The 16,071-nt window shown below is 75.4% G+C and carries 14 protein-coding genes and 1 pseudogene; 10 read left to right on the forward strand and 5 right to left on the reverse strand.

Annotated elements, in window-relative coordinates; all coding sequences use genetic code 11:
- Positions 1-313: 313 nt before the first annotated feature.
- A complete protein-coding gene (locus ACFWEG_RS20995) occupies positions 314-1,204 on the reverse strand; it encodes a LysR family transcriptional regulator (RefSeq protein WP_387217283.1) in 891 nt (296 codons plus the stop codon).
- Between the two features lie 90 nt (positions 1,205-1,294).
- On the opposite strand from ACFWEG_RS20995, the gene ACFWEG_RS21000 reads away from it, so the two are divergent.
- Positions 1,295-2,185 (forward strand): PhzF family phenazine biosynthesis isomerase, encoded by an 891-nt coding sequence (locus tag ACFWEG_RS21000; RefSeq protein ID WP_387217285.1) that lies wholly within the window; start codon positions 1,295-1,297, stop codon positions 2,183-2,185.
- A 22-nt stretch (positions 2,186-2,207) separates the two neighbouring features.
- On the opposite strand, the gene ACFWEG_RS21005 is transcribed toward ACFWEG_RS21000, so the two are convergent.
- On the reverse strand, positions 2,208-2,627 hold the full coding sequence (locus ACFWEG_RS21005) for a hypothetical protein (protein ID WP_387217287.1): 420 nt from the start codon (positions 2,625-2,627) through the stop codon (positions 2,208-2,210).
- Positions 2,628-2,861: 234 nt separating this feature from the next.
- Complete coding sequence (locus tag ACFWEG_RS21010; protein WP_387217289.1) at positions 2,862-4,034, reverse strand: PP2C family protein-serine/threonine phosphatase; 1,173 nt, start codon at positions 4,032-4,034, stop codon at positions 2,862-2,864.
- Positions 4,035-4,507: 473 nt separating this feature from the next.
- Between ACFWEG_RS21010 and ACFWEG_RS21015 the strand changes: the two genes are divergently transcribed.
- The 3 genes from ACFWEG_RS21015 to ACFWEG_RS21025 are packed head-to-tail and all read left to right on the forward strand — an operon-like array spanning position 4,508 to position 8,357.
- On the forward strand, positions 4,508-6,481 hold the full coding sequence (locus tag ACFWEG_RS21015; RefSeq protein ID WP_387217291.1) for a glycosyltransferase: 1,974 nt from the start codon (positions 4,508-4,510) through the stop codon (positions 6,479-6,481).
- A complete protein-coding gene (locus ACFWEG_RS21020) occupies positions 6,478-7,497 on the forward strand; it encodes a glycosyltransferase (RefSeq protein ID WP_387217293.1) in 1,020 nt (339 codons plus the stop codon). The genes ACFWEG_RS21015 and ACFWEG_RS21020 overlap by 4 nt, the downstream gene beginning before the upstream one ends.
- Positions 7,494-8,357: a glycosyltransferase family 2 protein gene (locus ACFWEG_RS21025; protein WP_387217295.1), complete on the forward strand. Its 864-nt coding sequence runs from the start codon at positions 7,494-7,496 to the stop codon at positions 8,355-8,357. Before ACFWEG_RS21020 ends, ACFWEG_RS21025 begins: the two co-directional genes overlap by 4 nt.
- 51 nt (positions 8,358-8,408) lie before the next feature.
- Here the strand turns inward: ACFWEG_RS21025 and ACFWEG_RS21030 are convergent, their stop codons facing one another.
- Complete coding sequence (locus ACFWEG_RS21030; protein ID WP_387217297.1) at positions 8,409-8,927, reverse strand: GNAT family N-acetyltransferase; 519 nt, start codon at positions 8,925-8,927, stop codon at positions 8,409-8,411.
- Between the two features lie 769 nt (positions 8,928-9,696).
- Here ACFWEG_RS21030 and ACFWEG_RS21035 point away from each other — a divergent pair.
- From ACFWEG_RS21035 to ACFWEG_RS21055, 5 genes are all read left to right on the forward strand, one after another.
- Positions 9,697-11,346 carry a PP2C family protein-serine/threonine phosphatase gene (locus tag ACFWEG_RS21035; RefSeq protein WP_387217300.1) on the forward strand — a complete coding sequence of 550 codons (1,650 nt, stop codon included), beginning with the start codon at positions 9,697-9,699 and terminating at the stop codon, positions 11,344-11,346.
- Positions 11,343-12,428, forward strand: coding sequence for a B12-binding domain-containing protein (locus tag ACFWEG_RS21040; RefSeq protein ID WP_387217303.1), 1,086 nt, complete (start codon positions 11,343-11,345; stop codon positions 12,426-12,428). Before ACFWEG_RS21035 ends, ACFWEG_RS21040 begins: the two co-directional genes overlap by 4 nt.
- A gap of 5 nt (positions 12,429-12,433) precedes the next feature.
- Entirely contained in the window at positions 12,434-12,883 is a 450-nt protein-coding gene (locus ACFWEG_RS21045; protein ID WP_387217311.1) for an STAS domain-containing protein, read from the forward strand.
- 59 nt (positions 12,884-12,942) lie between these two features.
- Positions 12,943-13,542 carry a MarR family winged helix-turn-helix transcriptional regulator gene (locus ACFWEG_RS21050; RefSeq protein ID WP_387217306.1) on the forward strand — a complete coding sequence of 200 codons (600 nt, stop codon included), beginning with the start codon at positions 12,943-12,945 and terminating at the stop codon, positions 13,540-13,542.
- Positions 13,543-13,851: 309 nt separating this feature from the next.
- Positions 13,852-14,556: a GAF and ANTAR domain-containing protein gene (locus tag ACFWEG_RS21055; protein WP_387217309.1), complete on the forward strand. Its 705-nt coding sequence runs from the start codon at positions 13,852-13,854 to the stop codon at positions 14,554-14,556.
- A gap of 252 nt (positions 14,557-14,808) precedes the next feature.
- Here the strand turns inward: ACFWEG_RS21055 and ACFWEG_RS21060 are convergent, their stop codons facing one another.
- The gene (locus tag ACFWEG_RS21060) at positions 14,809-15,168 is read right to left on the reverse strand and encodes a hypothetical protein (protein WP_387217314.1); all 360 of its coding nucleotides are present in this window, start codon (positions 15,166-15,168) and stop codon (positions 14,809-14,811) included.
- A 102-nt stretch (positions 15,169-15,270) separates the two neighbouring features.
- Between ACFWEG_RS21060 and ACFWEG_RS21065 the strand changes: the two are divergent.
- Positions 15,271-16,071, forward strand: a pseudogene (locus ACFWEG_RS21065) (flavoprotein); the annotation flags it as partial.

Genomic DNA, 16,071 nt, shown 5'->3' on the forward strand with positions numbered 1-16,071 from the left:
TGGGGGGCTGGGTTTTTTTTTATACCCCCCGGGGCCTCCCCCCCCCCCCCCGGGGGGTGGGGCTCACCCGGGGGGGTTGGGGGGGCGCCCCGGGCCCCCGGGGGGGGGGGGTGCCCCGTCGGCGACGGGGCCCTTCGCGAAGTCTCCTCCCCGCGGCTGTCCACGCGCCGGCGCGCGGTCCGGGGAGGCGTCGCGGCACAGGGGCTCGAACGAGCCGAACGCGACGGTGTGCGGCGGCGGTCGGGGAGGACGGCGCTGTGCGGGAGTCTCCGGCGCCCATGACGCCTCCGCAGACGGGAGGGAGGCGGACCGCTCAGGTGGGGGCGAAGTGGGCGGTCAGGGCCGCGGCGACCACCCGGGCGGCCGGGGAGGTGAAGCGGGTGCGGTGGCGGGCGAGTTGGACGGGGACGTCGTCCACGGCGGGACCGTCGACGGGTCGCAGCGTGCCGGCGGCGAGGGCGTGGTGGACGGCCGAGCGGGGCAGGACGCTGATGCCGAGGCCGGCGGCGACGCAGTTGCGGACGGCCTCGCTGCTGCCGAGGCGGGTCAGCAGGCGGCCCGTGACGGCGGTCGCCCGGAGCCGTGCGGCGATCCGGTCGCTGTAGGAGCAGCCCTCCTCGTGCAGGTACACGTCCTCGGCGGCCAGTTCCGGCCAGGTCGCCGGGATGCCGCGGGTGGTGAGCGGGTGGCCGGGCGGGCCGACGAACTGCAGCGGCTCCCTGGCGACGATCTCGGTCCGTACGTCCGGGTGCTCCACGGTGTCCTCGAGGAGCAGGGCGAGGTCGGCCCGGCCGCTGCGGAGCGCGTCGAGCGCGGCGCGGGTGCCGGCGGGCTGCAGGTGCACGCCGATCCCGGGGTGGGAGGCGCGCAGGGCGGCGATGACCCGCGGCAGGTGCAGCGAACAGAGCGTGTCCCCCGCGGCGACGGCGACGACACCTTCGGGAGCGGCGTCGGCACGGGCGGCCGCCCGTAGCCGCGACTCCGCGTCCTGCACCGCCTCCGCGGCGGGCAGCAGGCGGCGCCCGGCGTCGGTGAGGTGCGCACCGCGCGGGACCCGGTCGAAGAGGCGGGTGTCGAGCGTCTTCTCCAAGGCCTGGACCTGCGCGGTCACCGTCGACTGCGACAGGTGCAGTTCGCCGGCGGCGGCGGTGAGGTTCCGGGTACGGGCGACGGTGAGGAACGTCCGGATCAGTTGGGTCTCCACCGTCCGAGCGTATCCGCCATCGGACAAGCCGATGGGGGATATCGAAAATCATCGCTTCTCTTCATGACGGGGTGCTGCCAGGGTGGAGTCATGACCACAGACGACGCCCCCGCCCCGACCGCCCTCCGCTCCCCCGTCCTGCGCTACACCGCATTCACCACCGATCCGTCCGGCGGCAACCCCGCCGGTGTCGTCCTCGACGCGTCGGCGCTCGACGCCGAGGCGATGCTGGCGGTCGCCGCCGAAGTCGGCTACTCCGAGACGGCGTTCGTGACCGCGTCCGATCCGGACGCCCGCAGGTACACCCTCCGCTACTTCAGCCCGCTCGCGGAGGTCGACTTCTGCGGGCACGCCACCGTCGCGACGGCGGTCGCGCTCTCCGAGCGCGTCGGCGTGGGACCCATCGTGTTCACGACCGCGGCGGGCGAGATCGCGCTCGACACGGTCGCGACGGCGGCCGGGGCGGTCGAGGCGACGCTGACCAGCGTCCCCACCCGGACCCGCCCGGCCACGGCCGAGGAGCAGGGCGCGACACTGGCCGCGCTGCGCTGGCGGGCCGACGACCTCGACCCGGCGCTGCCACCGCACGTCGCGTTCGGCGGGAACCACCACCTGATCCTGGCGGCCGGCACCCGGGAGCGGCTCGCCGACCTCGACTACGACTTCGGCGAGCTGGCCGCGGTGATGCGCCGTCACGGGTGGACCACCGTGCAGCTGGTGCACCGCCTCTCGCCCTCGCGGTACGCGGCCCGCGACCCGTTCCCGGTCGGCGGGGTGGTCGAGGACCCGGCGACCGGCGCGGCCGCGGCCGCGTTCGGCGGTTACCTGCGGGATCTCGGACTCGCCCCCGCCGACGGGCGGATCGTCGTCGACCAGGGCGAGGACATGGGGCGCCCCAGCGTGCTCACCGTCACCGTGGACCCCGCCTCACGGCGGGTGCGGGTGACCGGACACGCGGTGCCGGTGCCGGCCTCGGCCTGACGGCGGATCTCGGCGCGGGGGCTCAGGCGGCTCGGCCCCCGTCGATGCTGAGGGCCCGGACGAAGGCCGCCTCGGTCTCCGCGGTGAAGAACCCGGTGATGCCCCGCAGGAGTTGGAGTGCCGTGCGCACGCCGGAGGGCAGCGGCTGCGGGAGGGCGGAGACGGACGCGGGGTAGGTGTCGGAGACCGTGCGCGCGGACTCCAGGTGGGCCAGTGCCCTGGGGAGGTCGCCGCCGCCCGCGAGCTGCACGGCGCGGACCACGTCGTGGGAGGCGCTGCGGGAGAGCGCGAGCAGTCCGTCGATCGTGGCCGCGCCCTGCCGGTCCTGGGCGAGCGGGCGGGCGGAGGGGTCGACGGCGGAGCTGAGGTGGCCGCCGGCCCGGTCCAGGATCTTGGCTATCGCGTTCAGCCGTCCCGGTTCGATGAGTGTCTGAGGCGCCATGCGGAGTCCTTCCTCACCCGGTGTCTGGCTCCGTACCTCTGCCGTTATCTCCCACCCGCGGCGCGGACGAACCTCGGCGCGGGGGCGCACAGACCGCGCAGAGGCGTACGCCGGACCGCTGCGGCGGACGGCCCCGCGAGGAGCCCGGGGGCCGGGGGCCGGGCGGAGGAGCCGCAACGGCAGGCTACGGGCGGGGTGCGCGGCGACGGGGCGGACGGGGGCGCAGGGTCGCGGTCAGGAGCCGTCTCGGGGGCCGTGCCAGTCGAGGCACATGACGGTGGCGTCGTCGGCGAGCCGCCCCTGGCAGGCGTCGCCGACGGCGGAGGTGAGCAGGCGGACCACCTCGCGGGGGTGCTCGTCGGCGGAGGCGCGGATCAGGCCGGGGAGGTCGACCACCTCCGCACGGCGCTCCTGCATGCCGTCGGTGTAGAAGACGAAGCGGTCCCCGGGGCGGCAGTCGAGGTCCTGCACCCGGTACTGCTTGGCCGGGGTGATGCCGAACGGCAGGTTCACCGCCGGCCGCAGTTCACGGACGGCGCCGTCGCGCAGGTACAGCGGCCACACGTGGCCGGCGTTCACGAGCTGGGCGCCGGAGCCGTCCAGGGCGATGCGGACCAACTGGCCGGTGGCGAACGTCTGCCGGCCGTGGTCGATGAGGGCCTGGTCGATCCGGTGCGCCTGCTCGGCCAACCCGGCACCGGCGCGGCGGGCGCCGCGGGAGGCGTTGACGGCGATGGTGGACAGGAGCGCCGACTCGGTGTCGTGGCCCATCGCGTCGGTCAGCGACAGGTGCAGGGTGTCGTGGTCGAGGGTGTAGTCGTAGGTGTCGCCCGCGACGGAGTCGGCCGGGACCAGCGCGCAGGCGAGGGCGAACTCGGCGGCCTCGCAGGAGGGCGCGGTGGGCAGGAGCTGGCGCTGGATCTCGGCGGCGAGGCTGACGGGGGTGGTGCGCTGGCCCCAGTGGTAGAGGTCGGTGAAGCGGCGGTCGGTGACGACGATGTAGGCGAGCGCGTGCGCGGCCTCCTCGATCTGCTCCAGGACGCCGGGGCCGGCCTCGGGCAGGTGCAGTTCGAGGATGCCGATGGCGTCGCCCCGGTTGCTGACCGGGGCGAGGACGCGCTGCCCGGACCCTTCGCCGTCCTCCCGGACCACCTCCTGGGTGCGCAGCACCCGTTCGTAGACGCTGCCGTCCAGCGGGATCTCGTCGGGCCGGCGGCCCTCGTGGGTGACGACCTCCTCGGTGACCCGCACCACCTTCCGGCCCACGACGTCCGTGCACAGGAAGGACACGTACCCGGCGCCGAACCGGTCCCGCAGGTTGCGCGCCACCACGTCGAGCGAGGCCACCGGCGAGGCGTCCTCCACTGCGGCCAGCACACCCGCCAACCCGAATCCGTCGTCTGCCACCCTGACCTCCTGGAGAGTCTCCCGCACTCCTTCCCCCGGGTCGGCTCCCTACCGCCGTCCGACCGCCGCGGCCGTCGCGCCAGGCCTCCGGACGGCCTCGGCCGGGACGGGTCGCGCGGGCCCGCCCGGGCCGCGCGAGGGGGTGCTCGGGAACCGGACGGGCGATGTGACGTGCGGTTCTGCGAGAACTCGTGGAAAAGGGGCACCCGTCATCCATGAGGTACAACGAGAGAGCTGTGACCGGACCAGCAGACATCCCGCGCGCTCGAGCCGGCCCGGGGCCGGGTGCCGGCCCGAACCCGCGGACCGGCCGCGCGCTCGGACGGGCCGGACCCATCCGGGTCGCCTCGGTCCCCGCCGGGCACGTGTACGTGCGGCACCTGTCCCCGCCCGGAGGCGACCGCGTCGTACGCCTGAGCGACCCGCGCCCCTGCGGGGCCCCCAGCGGCTCCCGGACGTGGTGGCCGCCGGCCATGCTCGACCCGGCCTGGGTCGACGACCACGCCGACGGCTTCGACGTGTTCCACCTCCACTTCGGCTTCGACGCACAGAGCCCCGAGGCCCTGCGGGAGTTCGTCGGCACCCTGCGCCGCCACGGCAAACCACTCGTCTACACCGTCCACGACCTCGCCAACCCCCACCACCACGACGAGGGCGAGCACCGGGCGCAGCTGGACGTGCTGGTCCCCGCCGCGGACCGGCTCATCACCCTCACCCCCGGCGCCGCCGAGGAGATCGCCGCACGCTGGGGCCGCACCGCGCTGGTCCTCCCGCACCCGCACGTGGTCGAACCGCCGGATCTGGTCCGGCCCCGGCCCGCGCGGGACACCTTCACCGTCGGTGTGCACGCCAAGAGCATCCGCCCCAACATGGATCCGCTGCCCGTGGTCCGGGTGCTCGCCGAGGAGCTGTCGCCGCTGCCCGACGCGGTGCTGCGCGTCGACTGCCACCCGGAGGTCGACGACCCCGCGAGCCACTGGTACGCACCCGGCGTGCTCGACGAGCTGCGCGCGATGGAGGCCGCGGAGCGCCTGGAGCTGAGCGTCCACGACTACTTCGACGACGACGCCCTGTGGGACTACCTCATCGGGCTCGACGTGTCCGTGCTGCCCTACCGGTTCGGCACCCACTCCGGCTGGCTGGAGGCGTGCCACGACCTGGGGACCACCGTCCTCGCCCCGTCCTGCGGGTTCTACGCGCAGCAGCGGCCCTGCCTCACCTACGGCCACGACCGGCGGGGCCTGGACGCGGCGTCGCTCGGCAGCGGTGCGCACCGCCTACGAGGAGCGGCCCGCCTGGCGGGCGGACCCGGCGCAGCGCCCCGCCGAGCGCGTCCGGCTGGCGCAGGACCACGAAGCGCTCTACGCGGGCCTGCTGTGACGCCCGCCCCGTTGCGGATCGCCCTGATCGCCTCCGCGCGGCATCCGATCCGCGACCCCTTCGCCGGCGGCCTCGAGGCGCACACCTGGACGCTCTCCAGGGCACTGAGCGCGCGCGGCCACCAGGTCACCGTCTACGCGGGGCCCGGCTCCGACCCCGCGCTGGGGGCGGTCGAGATGCCGACGCGTCCGATGCTGATCAGCGAGGCCGCCCGCGACGACAGCAGCATGGTGGCCCCGCACCGGATGGCGGAGCACCACGCCTATCTGGAGCTGATGCTCGACCTCGCGCGCGGACCCGCGCGGTACGACGTCGTGCACAACAACAGCCTGCACCACCTGCCGGTGGCGATGGCCGCAGCCCTCTCCGTCCCGCTGGTCACCACCCTGCACACGCCGCCCACGCCGTGGCTGGAGTCGGCCATCCAGATGGCGCCGGACTGCCCGGTGCGGTTCAGCGCGGTCAGCGACCACACCGCCGCCGCGTGGCGGCACGTGGTGCCCCGCGCCACCGTGGTGCACAACGGCGTCGACGTCGCGCGCTGGCACCCGGGCCCCGGCGGGGAGGACCTGGTGTGGACGGGCCGGATCGTGCCCGAGAAGGGCCCCCACCTGGCGATCGAGGCCGCTCGGCTGGCCGGGCGGGGGCTGCGCCTGGCGGGGCCCGTCGGAGACACCGCGTACTTCGAGGCCCTCGTCCGCCCCCGGCTGGACCGCACCGTCACCTACGCGGGCCACCTCTCCCAGCCTGACCTGTGCGAGCTGGTCGGCTCCTCGGCGGCGGCCGTCGTCACCCCCTGCTGGGACGAACCGTACGGACTGGTGACGGCGGAGGCGCTGGCCTGCGGCACACCGGTGTGCGGGTTCGCCCGGGGCGCGCTGCCGGAGATCGTCACCGAGGACTGCGCCCGGCTCGTACCGCCCGGCGACAGCGCGGCGCTCGCCGAGGCCGTCGAGCCCGCGATCGGCCTGTCCCGGGCCGCCGCCCGGCGGCACGCGGAGACGTTCTGCTCCGTGGAGGCCATGACCCGCACTTACGAGCGCATCTACCGGACGGTCTCGGCGTGATCGGCTACTACGTGCACCACCAGGGCAGCGGCCACCTGCACCGCGCCCTCGGCATCGCCGCGCGGCTCGCCCTGCCCGTGACCGGCCTGTCCACCCTGCCCGCCCCCGACGACTGGCCCGGCCCCTGGGTGCGCCTGCCGCGGGACGACGACGGGGACCCCGCGACCTTCGGGGACGTGACGGCGGGCGGCCGACTGCACTGGGCGCCGCTCCGGCACGCCGGGCTGCGCGGGCGCACGGCCCTGCTCGCCCGGTGGGTCGAGTCCGCCGCGCCCCGCCTGGTGGTGTCCGACGTCTCCGTCGAAGTGGCCCTGCTCGTACGGCTGATGGGCGTCCCCACCGCGGTGGTCGCCCTGCGCGGCGAGCGGACCGACGTCCCGCACCGGACCGCCTACGACCTGGCCGACCTGCTCCTCGCCCCCTGGCCGGCCGCACTGCCGGAGCCCGGTTGGCCGGCGCACTGGCGGGCCAGGACCCTCCACACCGGCGCGTTCTCGCGCTTCGACGGCCGTCCGCGTCCCGGCCCGACCGAGGGCCCCGGGGGGTCGGGGCGCCCTCGGCGGGTGCTGCTGCTGATGGGGTCGGGCGGGAGCGACGTCTCGCCCGGCGAGGTGAAGGCCGCGCGGGCGGCGACCCCCGGCTGGGAGTGGACGACGCTCGGCGGCCCGGACGGCACGTGGTCGCCCGACCCGTGGCCCGCGCTGTGCGCGGCGGACGTCGTGGTCACCCATGCGGGGCAGAACGCCGTGGCCGAGTGCGCGGCGGCGCGCCGCCCCGCGGTCGTCGTCCCGCAGGAGCGGCCCTTCGGCGAACAGGCCGCGACGGGGCGGGCCCTGACGCGTGGCCGGCTCTGCACGGTCGTCCCCCGGTGGCCGGCGGCCGAGGAGTGGCCCGCGCTGCTGGAGCGGGCCCGCGAGCAGGGTGGGGACCGGTGGTCGCGCTGGTCGCCGGGTGACGGTGCCGCGAGGGCCGCGGCCGCTCTGGCCGCCGCGGCCGGAGGGGGGCCGACCCCGTGACGCGGATTGCTGTGATCACCCTCGCGGCCGGCCGCCACCGGCATCTCGCGCTGCAGCAGGCCGCGCTCGCGGCCGGCTCGCGCGCGCCGCACCAGTACGTCGTCGTCGCCATGGACGACGCGGGCCTGGGCGCCGTCCTCGCCGGCCGCCCGCCCGCCGCGACGGTCGTCGACTGCCCGGTGCGCGACGGGGTCCTGCCGCTGGCCCGGGCCCGGAACCTCGGGGCCGTCCACGCCCTGGACCGCGGCGCCGACCTGCTGGTCTTCCTGGACGTCGACTGCGCCCCCGGCGAGCGGCTCCTCGAACGGTACGCACAGGTGGCCCGCGATCCGGCCCACCGCCGCTCCCTCCTGTGCGGCACGGTCGCCTACCTGCCGCCCCCGCCCCCGGCGGGCTACCGCCTGGCCGACCTGCCGGCGCTCGCCGCACCCCACCCCGCCCGGCCGTCCCCGGCCCCGGACGAGACCCGCCGGAGCGCGGACCACCCGCTGTTCTGGTCGCTGTCCTTCGCCCTGACCGCCGAGACCTGGCACGCCGTCGGAGGCTTCGGCGAGGAGTACGAGGGGTACGGCGGCGAGGACACCGACTACGGCCAACGGGCCCGGGCCGCGGGGGTCCCCCTCACCTGGGTGGGCGGGGCGCCCGCGTTCCACCAGCACCATCCGGTCTCCAGCCCGCCGGTGCGTCATCTCGACGACATCCTGCGCAACGCCCGCCTCTTCCACCGCCGCTGGGGGTGGTGGCCGATGACCGGCTGGCTCGACGCGTTCGCCGAGCGCGGCCTGATCCGCTGGAACCGGTCCACCACGTCCTGGGAACGCACCCCTCCCACCGGAGCCGATGTCGGCACCCTCCGGTGACCGTTCGGCCCGCGCGGACCGAGCCCGGCGGTCTCCCCGCGCCCGCCCGGGTCAGCCCAGGGCGGCGCTCCGGCGCGAGCGGCTGAGGGGGTGGGGCTGCGCGAGGCCAGCGGGGCGCGTGGTGTGCACCAGCAGGTTGACCGTCGCCCTCACCTCGAAGCCGTGCCGGTGCATCAGGGCGGTCGAGGCCTCGTTGCGGGCCTCGACGTCGGTGATGACGGCCGCCGCCCCGAGCGCTTCGAGCCGCTCCCGGCAGGCGGTGACCAGGCGGCCGGCCACCCCCTGGCCGCGGGCGGCGGGACCGACGGCGATCCACTCCAGGTAGCCCCAGTCCGCACGCTGCTCGAAGGTCATGGACCCCAGCACGAAGCCGCACAGCTCGTCGCCCCGCAGCGCGACGAAGCAGGCGGGCTCGGGCGCCTCGACGTGGACGGCCGCAGCCGACAGGGACCACCCCGTGTACGGCTTGACGCCGGTGCCGAACGCGCGGTGGCCCAGGTCGAGGACGTCGGGGAGGTGACGGATCGTCATCGGCGTGACGCGGACGGCCGGCTCGTCGGACTGCTGCACGGGGCTGCTCCTCATCGGCTGCGAGAACGGCGCACGAAACGGCAAGCGCGGGTGCGCGTCGTGCCGTGGGCAGATCATCCAGCGCGGCAGGAGGGTGGCAGCGGTGCCGCGCCTGGCCGTACGGGCGACCGGGTCGCGGGAGAGAGGACGCGCCTGCTCGGACGCGCGAGGAAGAACCTCGTCGAACGGACGCTCCGCACCGGGGGCACGCTCGCCCGGACGGCCCCGCGGCCCCGGGCCGGCGAATCGTCGGACCCGACCCTGCGGGTCAATGATTGTGCTCGCCGGCGGTCGGGGCGTCAGGACGCCGAAGCCGCCGGGCTCGGCGTCATCGGGAGGGCGCGGCGACTGCGCGTCGCGAGGCGGGCGGGAACGGGCGCAAGTGGTCCGAGTGCCGTCGGTGCGGGGCAGGGGTCGGCGGTGTTCGAGACGGTCCGGCGCGACCTGGAGGACCCGTCGCAGAGGCCTTGGGTAGCATTTCCGGAGTCTGCGCAACATCTTCACCGTGTGTCCGCCGCCCGGGAGTCAACGGCCGCACGTTCCGGCCGCAGGGCCCTGAGCTGCGTGCGGTCCTGAGGAAAGTGACGTCACGGCGGCCGTCGGGTGGCGTTCCTCACGGAAGCGTGGCCCCTTTCTGCACATCTCGCGGCGTTTTCGCGGATCGGCGAAGAAGGTGGCTTGCCAGCGGCCCTCCGAGTAGGGGACGGTTGCCGAACGGCAATACTTTCGATCAGATGAGGTGAGGGGTTCGCACAGCGGGCCCTCCCGGATGACTTCCACCGACCAGGCCCAGACCCTTCGTGCTTCCGCCCCGGCGGCCGCGGTCTGGACGTCGGTTCCCTACCCGGTGCTGATCGCCGACCGGGCCGGGGCGGTCGTGCACGCCAACGACCACGCCGACGCCCTCTTTCCCGGCATCGCCCCCGGCGTGCCCCTGCACGGGTGCGCTCCCGGGTGGCTGGCCGGGGCCCACGACCGTCAGGTCAGCGCCTCCACGGACGACCGCACGGTGGTGCGGGGCGAGGTGGGAGACCGCAGCTTCGAGGCCCACCCCACCCCGGCGGACGACGGGACCGTCGTGTGGTGGCTGGTGGACGACACCGACCACCGGCTGGCCCGCGAGGCGCTGCGGATGGAGCGGGAGCGCACCGCGTTCCTCGCCGAGGCGTCGAACGCCCTTCTTTCCTCCCTGAACCTGGAGCGGTGCATGGACGTCACCGCACGACTCGCCGCCGAGCACCTCGCGGACGGGGCCCTGGTGATCGCGCCGCGCAGCGGCCGCAAGCTGCCCGTCGTGTCCTGCCTGCGGGGCGGGACGCCGGTCCGGTCGGAGCAGGCGGTCGATCCGGAGGACGTACCGGGTCTGGCGGAGGCGCTGCAGGGGTTCCCGCCGGTGCCCTCGCGGTGGATAGACCCCGCCGGCGCCCCGTCCTGGCTGATCCCCGACGGGTTCGGGACCGTGGGGTCGATCGTGATCACGCCGCTGCCGGGGCACGGTGTCCCCGCCGGTGCCCTGGTGCTGCTGCGACGCGGCGGCGAGCAGGCCTTCTCGGAGAGCGAGGAGGTCTTCGCCCGCCTCTTCGCCGCCCGCGCCGGTGCCGCACTGTCGGCGGCGCGCCTGTACGCGGAGCAGTCGTCGCTGACGCGGACGCTGATGCGGGAGCTGCTGCCCCCGGTGCTGCACCAGGTCGACGGGGTGGACTTCGCCGGCGGCTACCGGCCCTCCCAGGACCACGAGCGGATCGGCGGGGACTTCTACGACGTCCACCCCGCCGCCACCGCGGGTGAGCCGTCGTTCGCGGTGCTGGGTGACGTGTGCGGCAAGGGGATGGAGGCGGCCGTCCTCACGGGGAAGATCCGCAACACGCTCCACGCGCTGCTGCCCATGGCGGACGACCACCAGCGGGTTCTCGGTCTCCTGAACGGGGCGTTGGTCAACTCCCACCACACCCGGTTCGCGACGATGGTCCTGGCCTCCGCGGTGCGGGAGGCGGGATCGGTGCGCCTGCGGGTGACGAGCGCCGGCCACCCCCCGGCGCTGATCGTCCGTCAGGACGGCTCCGTCCAGGAGGTCGTGTCGCGGGGCATGCTGATCGGGGTGCTGCCCGAGGTGCGCTCGACGACGGTCGAGGCGATTTTGCTGCCGGGCGAGTTCTGCGTGCTGTTCACCGACGGCATCACCGAGGCCAAGGGGGGCCCGCTCGGCGACGAGCTGTTCGGCGACGAGCGGCTGAAGGAGGCCCTGGCACAGTGCGCGGCGATGCCGGCCGACGCGGTCGTGGAGCACGTGCAGATGCTGGCCTCGCAGTGGCTGGGCGGGCGGGTGCACGACGACATGGCGATCATGGTCATCGCCGCCCCCCGCACCCACCACCTCAGTGCCGTCGACGGCCACACCCGCGGACGGTTCACCGCATGAGCACCACCGCCACAGCCCCCCGCGACGCGGTCGACGCCCTGTGGGACGCCGTCTCCCGCGGTGACGAGCACGCCGCGACCGCCGTCCTGTTCGCCGCGCTCAAGGACGGCACGCCGGCGGAGCGGGTGCTGCTGGACCTGATCGCCCCGGTGCAGCGGAAGGTCGGGGAGGAGTGGGCCGCGAACCGGATCACGGTCGCGCAGGAGCACGCCGCGACCGCGATCAACGACCGGGCGCTGGCCGCCCTGTCCCTCCACTACGCCGCCCGCACCGCCGACGCCCGGGGGAAGGTCCTGGTGGCGTGCGTCGACGAGGAGTGGCACAGCCTTCCCGCCCGGCTCGTCGCGGAGGTCCTGCGACTGCGCGGGTGGCGCGTCGACTACCTCGGCGCGCAGGTCCCCACCGAGCACCTGATCACCCACATCCACCAGACCGGCCCCGACCTCGTCGCCCTGTCCAGCTCCATCCCCACCCGGCTGCCGCTCGCCCACGCCGCGATCACCGCGGTGCAGGCGACCGGTACCCCGGTCCTGGTCGGCGGTGCCGCCTTCGGCCCCCACGGCGAGTACGCCCGCCTCCTCGGCGCGGACGCCTGGGCACCGGACGCCGCCGCAGCCGCCGACCGCCTCGAGGGCTCCCCGCTGCCGCGGCCGGCTTCGGCGCATCAGCCGATCGACGACCTCCCGCACCTGGCCGACCAGGAGTACACGATGGTCGCCCGCACCCGCACCGCCCTGGTCCGCACCGTCATGAGCTCACTGGCGAACCGTTTCCCCGCCATGAGCGGGTACACGGTCGTGCAGCGGGCGCGGACGGCCGAGGACATCGCGCACCTCGTGGACTTCCTCGCGGTCGCCCTGTACGTCGACGACCCCGCCCTCTACACCCGCTTCCTGACCTGGACCGCCTCCGTGCTGACCGCCCGCGGCGTCCCCGCCCGGTCCCTGATCCCCGCCCTGCAGATCCTCGGCGAGGAGCTGAAGGACTTCGAACGCGCCTGCGCCGTCCTCGGCCAGGCCACCGCCCACCTCACCGGGGCGGAGCAGCCCCCGTACGCCGCCGACCCCAGGACCGCTCCGTGACCACCATGCCCCACCCCCTGGACCCCGAGACGACCACCGCCGCGGACGACGGCGTCCTGCGCCTGGAACTGCGCGGATACCTGGACCACGGGAACTGCGACCGGTTCCTCGACCACGCCGGCGCGCGGCTCGCGGCCACGCCCCGCGTACGGGCGCTGCGGCTGGACTGCGCGGGACTCGAGGGCCTGGACTCCATGGGCCTGGCGACCCTGCTGATGCTCCACCGCCGCGCCACCGCGGCGGGCGTCCGCCTGCACCTGGCGAACCGGCCCCCGGTCCTGGAGAGGATGCTGACGGTCACCGGCACCCTGGACCACCTCGTGCCCGACCACCGCGCCCGATCCGGCCCTCAGAACCGATCGTCGCAGGGGGCGTATCGTTCGACACCGGACGACGGCGTGTCCGGGTCCGGCCCGGCCGACGCCGACGCCGAGGGGCCCGGAGCCCACGTCTGATGACGACCGCGCGTGCTCACCACAATCGGGGACCAGGCGGTCCCCGGACGGGACACCCCATGAACGAGCACGCCCCCGGCCCTTCGTGCCCGGATGCCCACGAGAGCCCGGATGCCCGCGAGAGCCCGGATGCCCGCGAGAGCCCGGACGCCGTCAAGAGCCCGGACGACGTCGAGTCGGCGGCCCGGCAGGCCGGTCAGATCGTCGAACTCCTCGACATCCTCTGGGAGCAGGCCCGCAGCGACAGCCCGCCCCCGAACGTCCCCGCCTCCCAGCTCCGGGTGATGTACCTCGTCGACCGTGAGAACGGCCTCCGCATGCGCGCCCTCGTCCACCTCCTCGGCGCCGCGCCGCCCTCCGTCTCCCGTCTCGTCGACCGGCTCCAGGCCCTCGGCTTCGTCCGGCGCGAGCCGTGCTCCGACAGCCGCCGCGAAGTCCTCCTCACCACCACCCCCGCCGGCCGCACCCACCTCGCCCGCATACGCGAGCGCCGCGACGAGCTGCTGGTCAGGACGATCGCCACCATGCCCGCCCACCAGCGCGCCGCGCTGAGCCAGGGGCTCGCCGGGTTCCACCGCGCCCTGACCGAGCAGCCCATGCTCCGCCTGCTCGCCGCCGCCACGGCACCGCCTCCTTCCGACACTGCGCACATCGCCTGAGCCACCGGTCGCCGGAGGCCGCGGCCCGGCGGCCCGTCCGGCGCGGGCCGGGCCCCGCAGCACGCGACGGGGTCGGCGCGCCCGCTCCGGGGACGTTGCGCGGCGTGCTCGGGCGCGGCGGTCGGGCCGTCGCCCGAATGCCCGCGACGGCCGCCCGCGGACCGGTTCCCGCCTCGTCCGCGCCCGGTCGGGCACGCGCCGCGGGCGGGCGGGAATGACGCTTCCGGTTCGGGCAAGAAGCGCGGCAGGAGTGTGGCATCGGGTCGGTGCTGGTGCCATGTCACAGGCGACCGGACAGGAGGCCCCTCGGTGGACTGGCACAAGTTCGCGCAGCAGATGTCGGCGATGGCGCACGACCTGCTGATGCAGCCGACCGTGGACTCGACCCTGGAGAGGATCACCGCCTCGGCCTCGGACCTCGTCGAGGGATGCGACGCGGCGGGGATCCTCCTCGTCGGCAGGCGGGCGCAGACCCTGGCACCGACCCGGCCGCTCGTCACCGAACTCGACCGGCTGCAGTCCCGCCTCGGTGAGGGGCCGTGCTTCGCCGCCGCCCGACACTCCCGAGGGGAGCGCGTCTACCGCATCCACGACCTCACGGAGCAGTCCTCGCGGTGGCCGCGCTTCGTGCCGCACGCGCGGAAGCGGGGCGTCGGCAGCATGATGGGCTTTCTGCTGTACACCGACGGCGAGGACCTGGGCGCGCTCAACTTCTACTCCCACCGCCCCGGCGCCTTCACCGACGACAGCGAGTCCGCGGGCGTCCTGCTGGCCTCCCACGCCGCCGTCGCCCTCTCCACCGCTCGCACGCACGCGCAGATGGAGCTCGCCGTCGCCACCCGCCACCAGATCGGCGAGGCGATGGGCATCCTCATGGGCGCCCACCAGTACAGCGAGGAGGAGGCCTTCGCCGCGCTGCGCCGCCATTCCCAGCACCGCAACGTCAAGCTCCGCGACGTCGCCCGCCACGTCTGCGAGACCGGCGGCCTGCCTGACCAAGCCCGGAGCACGTGAGGCGGCTCCCCGGGCGCACTGCCTGACCCGGGGAGCCCGGCCGGAGCGACCCCCGCGGGAATGCCCTTCCGGCCTCTGACCAAGGTCCCCTCGTCGCCGGGGTCCACCCCCGATTCCCCTCGCCGACTCACCGCGTCCGATGGTGCGGGGAGCGGCGGCACCGGTGACGAGGGCTTCGCACGCCGCGCTGACGTGGGCAGGAGCACACCAGTCGTCCCGTCAGCGGGCGCGTAGTCATCCTTGAGGCCACCGTCATCGCATCCCGGCGTGCCTCGTCCTCGTCTCGGCCTCGTCGCGTCCCACCGCGTCGAAGCCGTCGAGATGGAACTTCTTCGCGTTGAAAGCGCGCACCCACAGCCCCGCCGCCCAGCACAGCTCCAGGTCGTCGTCGCTCAGCGCCCGTCCGCGCGCGGTCTGGTACTCCTCCAGGAAGGCGGCCGTCCGTCCGACCGAGGCGCCCGCACCGGTGGGCCCGCCCTCGAACACGGCGGCTGCCTGGCCGACGATCACCACCTCGGGCTCGTGGACCACGCTGTCCCAGTCGTGGACCGCGAAGGGCCGGCCGTCGCGGAACTTCACGTTGCGGCCGTCCCAGTCCCCGAGCCCGAGCACGCAGGCGGCGTCGCGGACCCCTTCCAGCCGCTCGCGGACGGCCGTGCCGAGGGCATCGAGCCACGCCGTGGCGGAGCACCGCTCGGCATTGAGGTCGACGTCGACCGGGTCCGCACCGGCGCCACCGTCACCGGCGTCTCACGGGCCGGCCGGGACCGGATCGTCGACGCCGACCGCGAGCGGCAGCCGTTCGTCGTGCACGTCACGCGCGCCGACGGCCGGGAGGAGCGCGTCCTCGCCCGCGCCGTCGTCGACGCCTCGGGCACCTGGGCCACCCCCGGCCCGGCGGGCGGCAGCGGCCTCGCCGCCCTCGGCGAGCGGGCGGCCGCCGACCGGATCGCCTACCGCGTCCCGGACCTGAGGGACCCGGCCGTCCGGGCCCGGTACGCGGGCAGGCGCACCGCCGTGATCGGCTCCGGCGCCTCGGCGTTCACCGCTCGCCTCCCTCGCCGACCTCGCCGGGTCCGGCGACGGCGCGGGCACGAAGGGCGTGTGGATCCTGCGCCGGGGCATCTCCGGCTCCACCTTCGGCGGCGGCGAGGCCGACCAGCTCCCGGCGCGCGGCGCGCTCGGCCTGGCGGCGAAGGCAGCCGTCGAGGACGGCCACGCGGACGCCGTCACCGGCTTCCGCACCGAGGCGGTCGAGCGCGACGGCGACGGGCGACTCGTCCTGGTCGGCGAGGACGGGCGCCGCCTGGACCCGGTCGACGAGGTGGTCGTACTGACCGGCTTCCGCCCCGACCTGTCCTTCCTCGACGAACTGCGCCTCGGCCTCGACGAGCGCCTCCAGGCGCCCGTCGCGCTGGCTCCGCTGATCGACCCCAACCAGCACTCCTGCGGCACCGTCTACCCGCACGGCCACCGCGAGCTCTCCCACCCCGAGCCGGGGGTGTACCTGGTGGG

It is taken from the genome of Streptomyces sp. NPDC060194, assembly GCF_042728285.1.
In the GTDB taxonomy this organism is placed as follows: domain Bacteria; phylum Actinomycetota; class Actinomycetes; order Streptomycetales; family Streptomycetaceae; genus Streptomyces.

Bases quoted from the DNA above. Each gene is read 5' to 3' on its own strand.
- ACFWEG_RS21040 (WP_387217303.1), top strand. From the start codon at position 11,343: ATGAGCACCACCGCCACAGCCCCCCGCGACGCGGTCGACGCCCTGTGG.
- ACFWEG_RS21050 (WP_387217306.1), top strand. From the start codon at position 12,943: ATGAACGAGCACGCCCCCGGCCCTTCGTGCCCGGATGCCCACGAGAGC.
- ACFWEG_RS21035 (WP_387217300.1), top strand. From the start codon at position 9,697: ATGACTTCCACCGACCAGGCCCAGACCCTTCGTGCTTCCGCCCCGGCG.
- ACFWEG_RS21015 (WP_387217291.1), top strand. From the start codon at position 4,508: ATGCTCGACCCGGCCTGGGTCGACGACCACGCCGACGGCTTCGACGTG.
- ACFWEG_RS21000 (WP_387217285.1), top strand. From the start codon at position 1,295: ATGACCACAGACGACGCCCCCGCCCCGACCGCCCTCCGCTCCCCCGTC.
- ACFWEG_RS21005 (WP_387217287.1), bottom strand. From the start codon at position 2,627: ATGGCGCCTCAGACACTCATCGAACCGGGACGGCTGAACGCGATAGCC.
- ACFWEG_RS21045 (WP_387217311.1), top strand. From the start codon at position 12,434: ATGCCCCACCCCCTGGACCCCGAGACGACCACCGCCGCGGACGACGGC.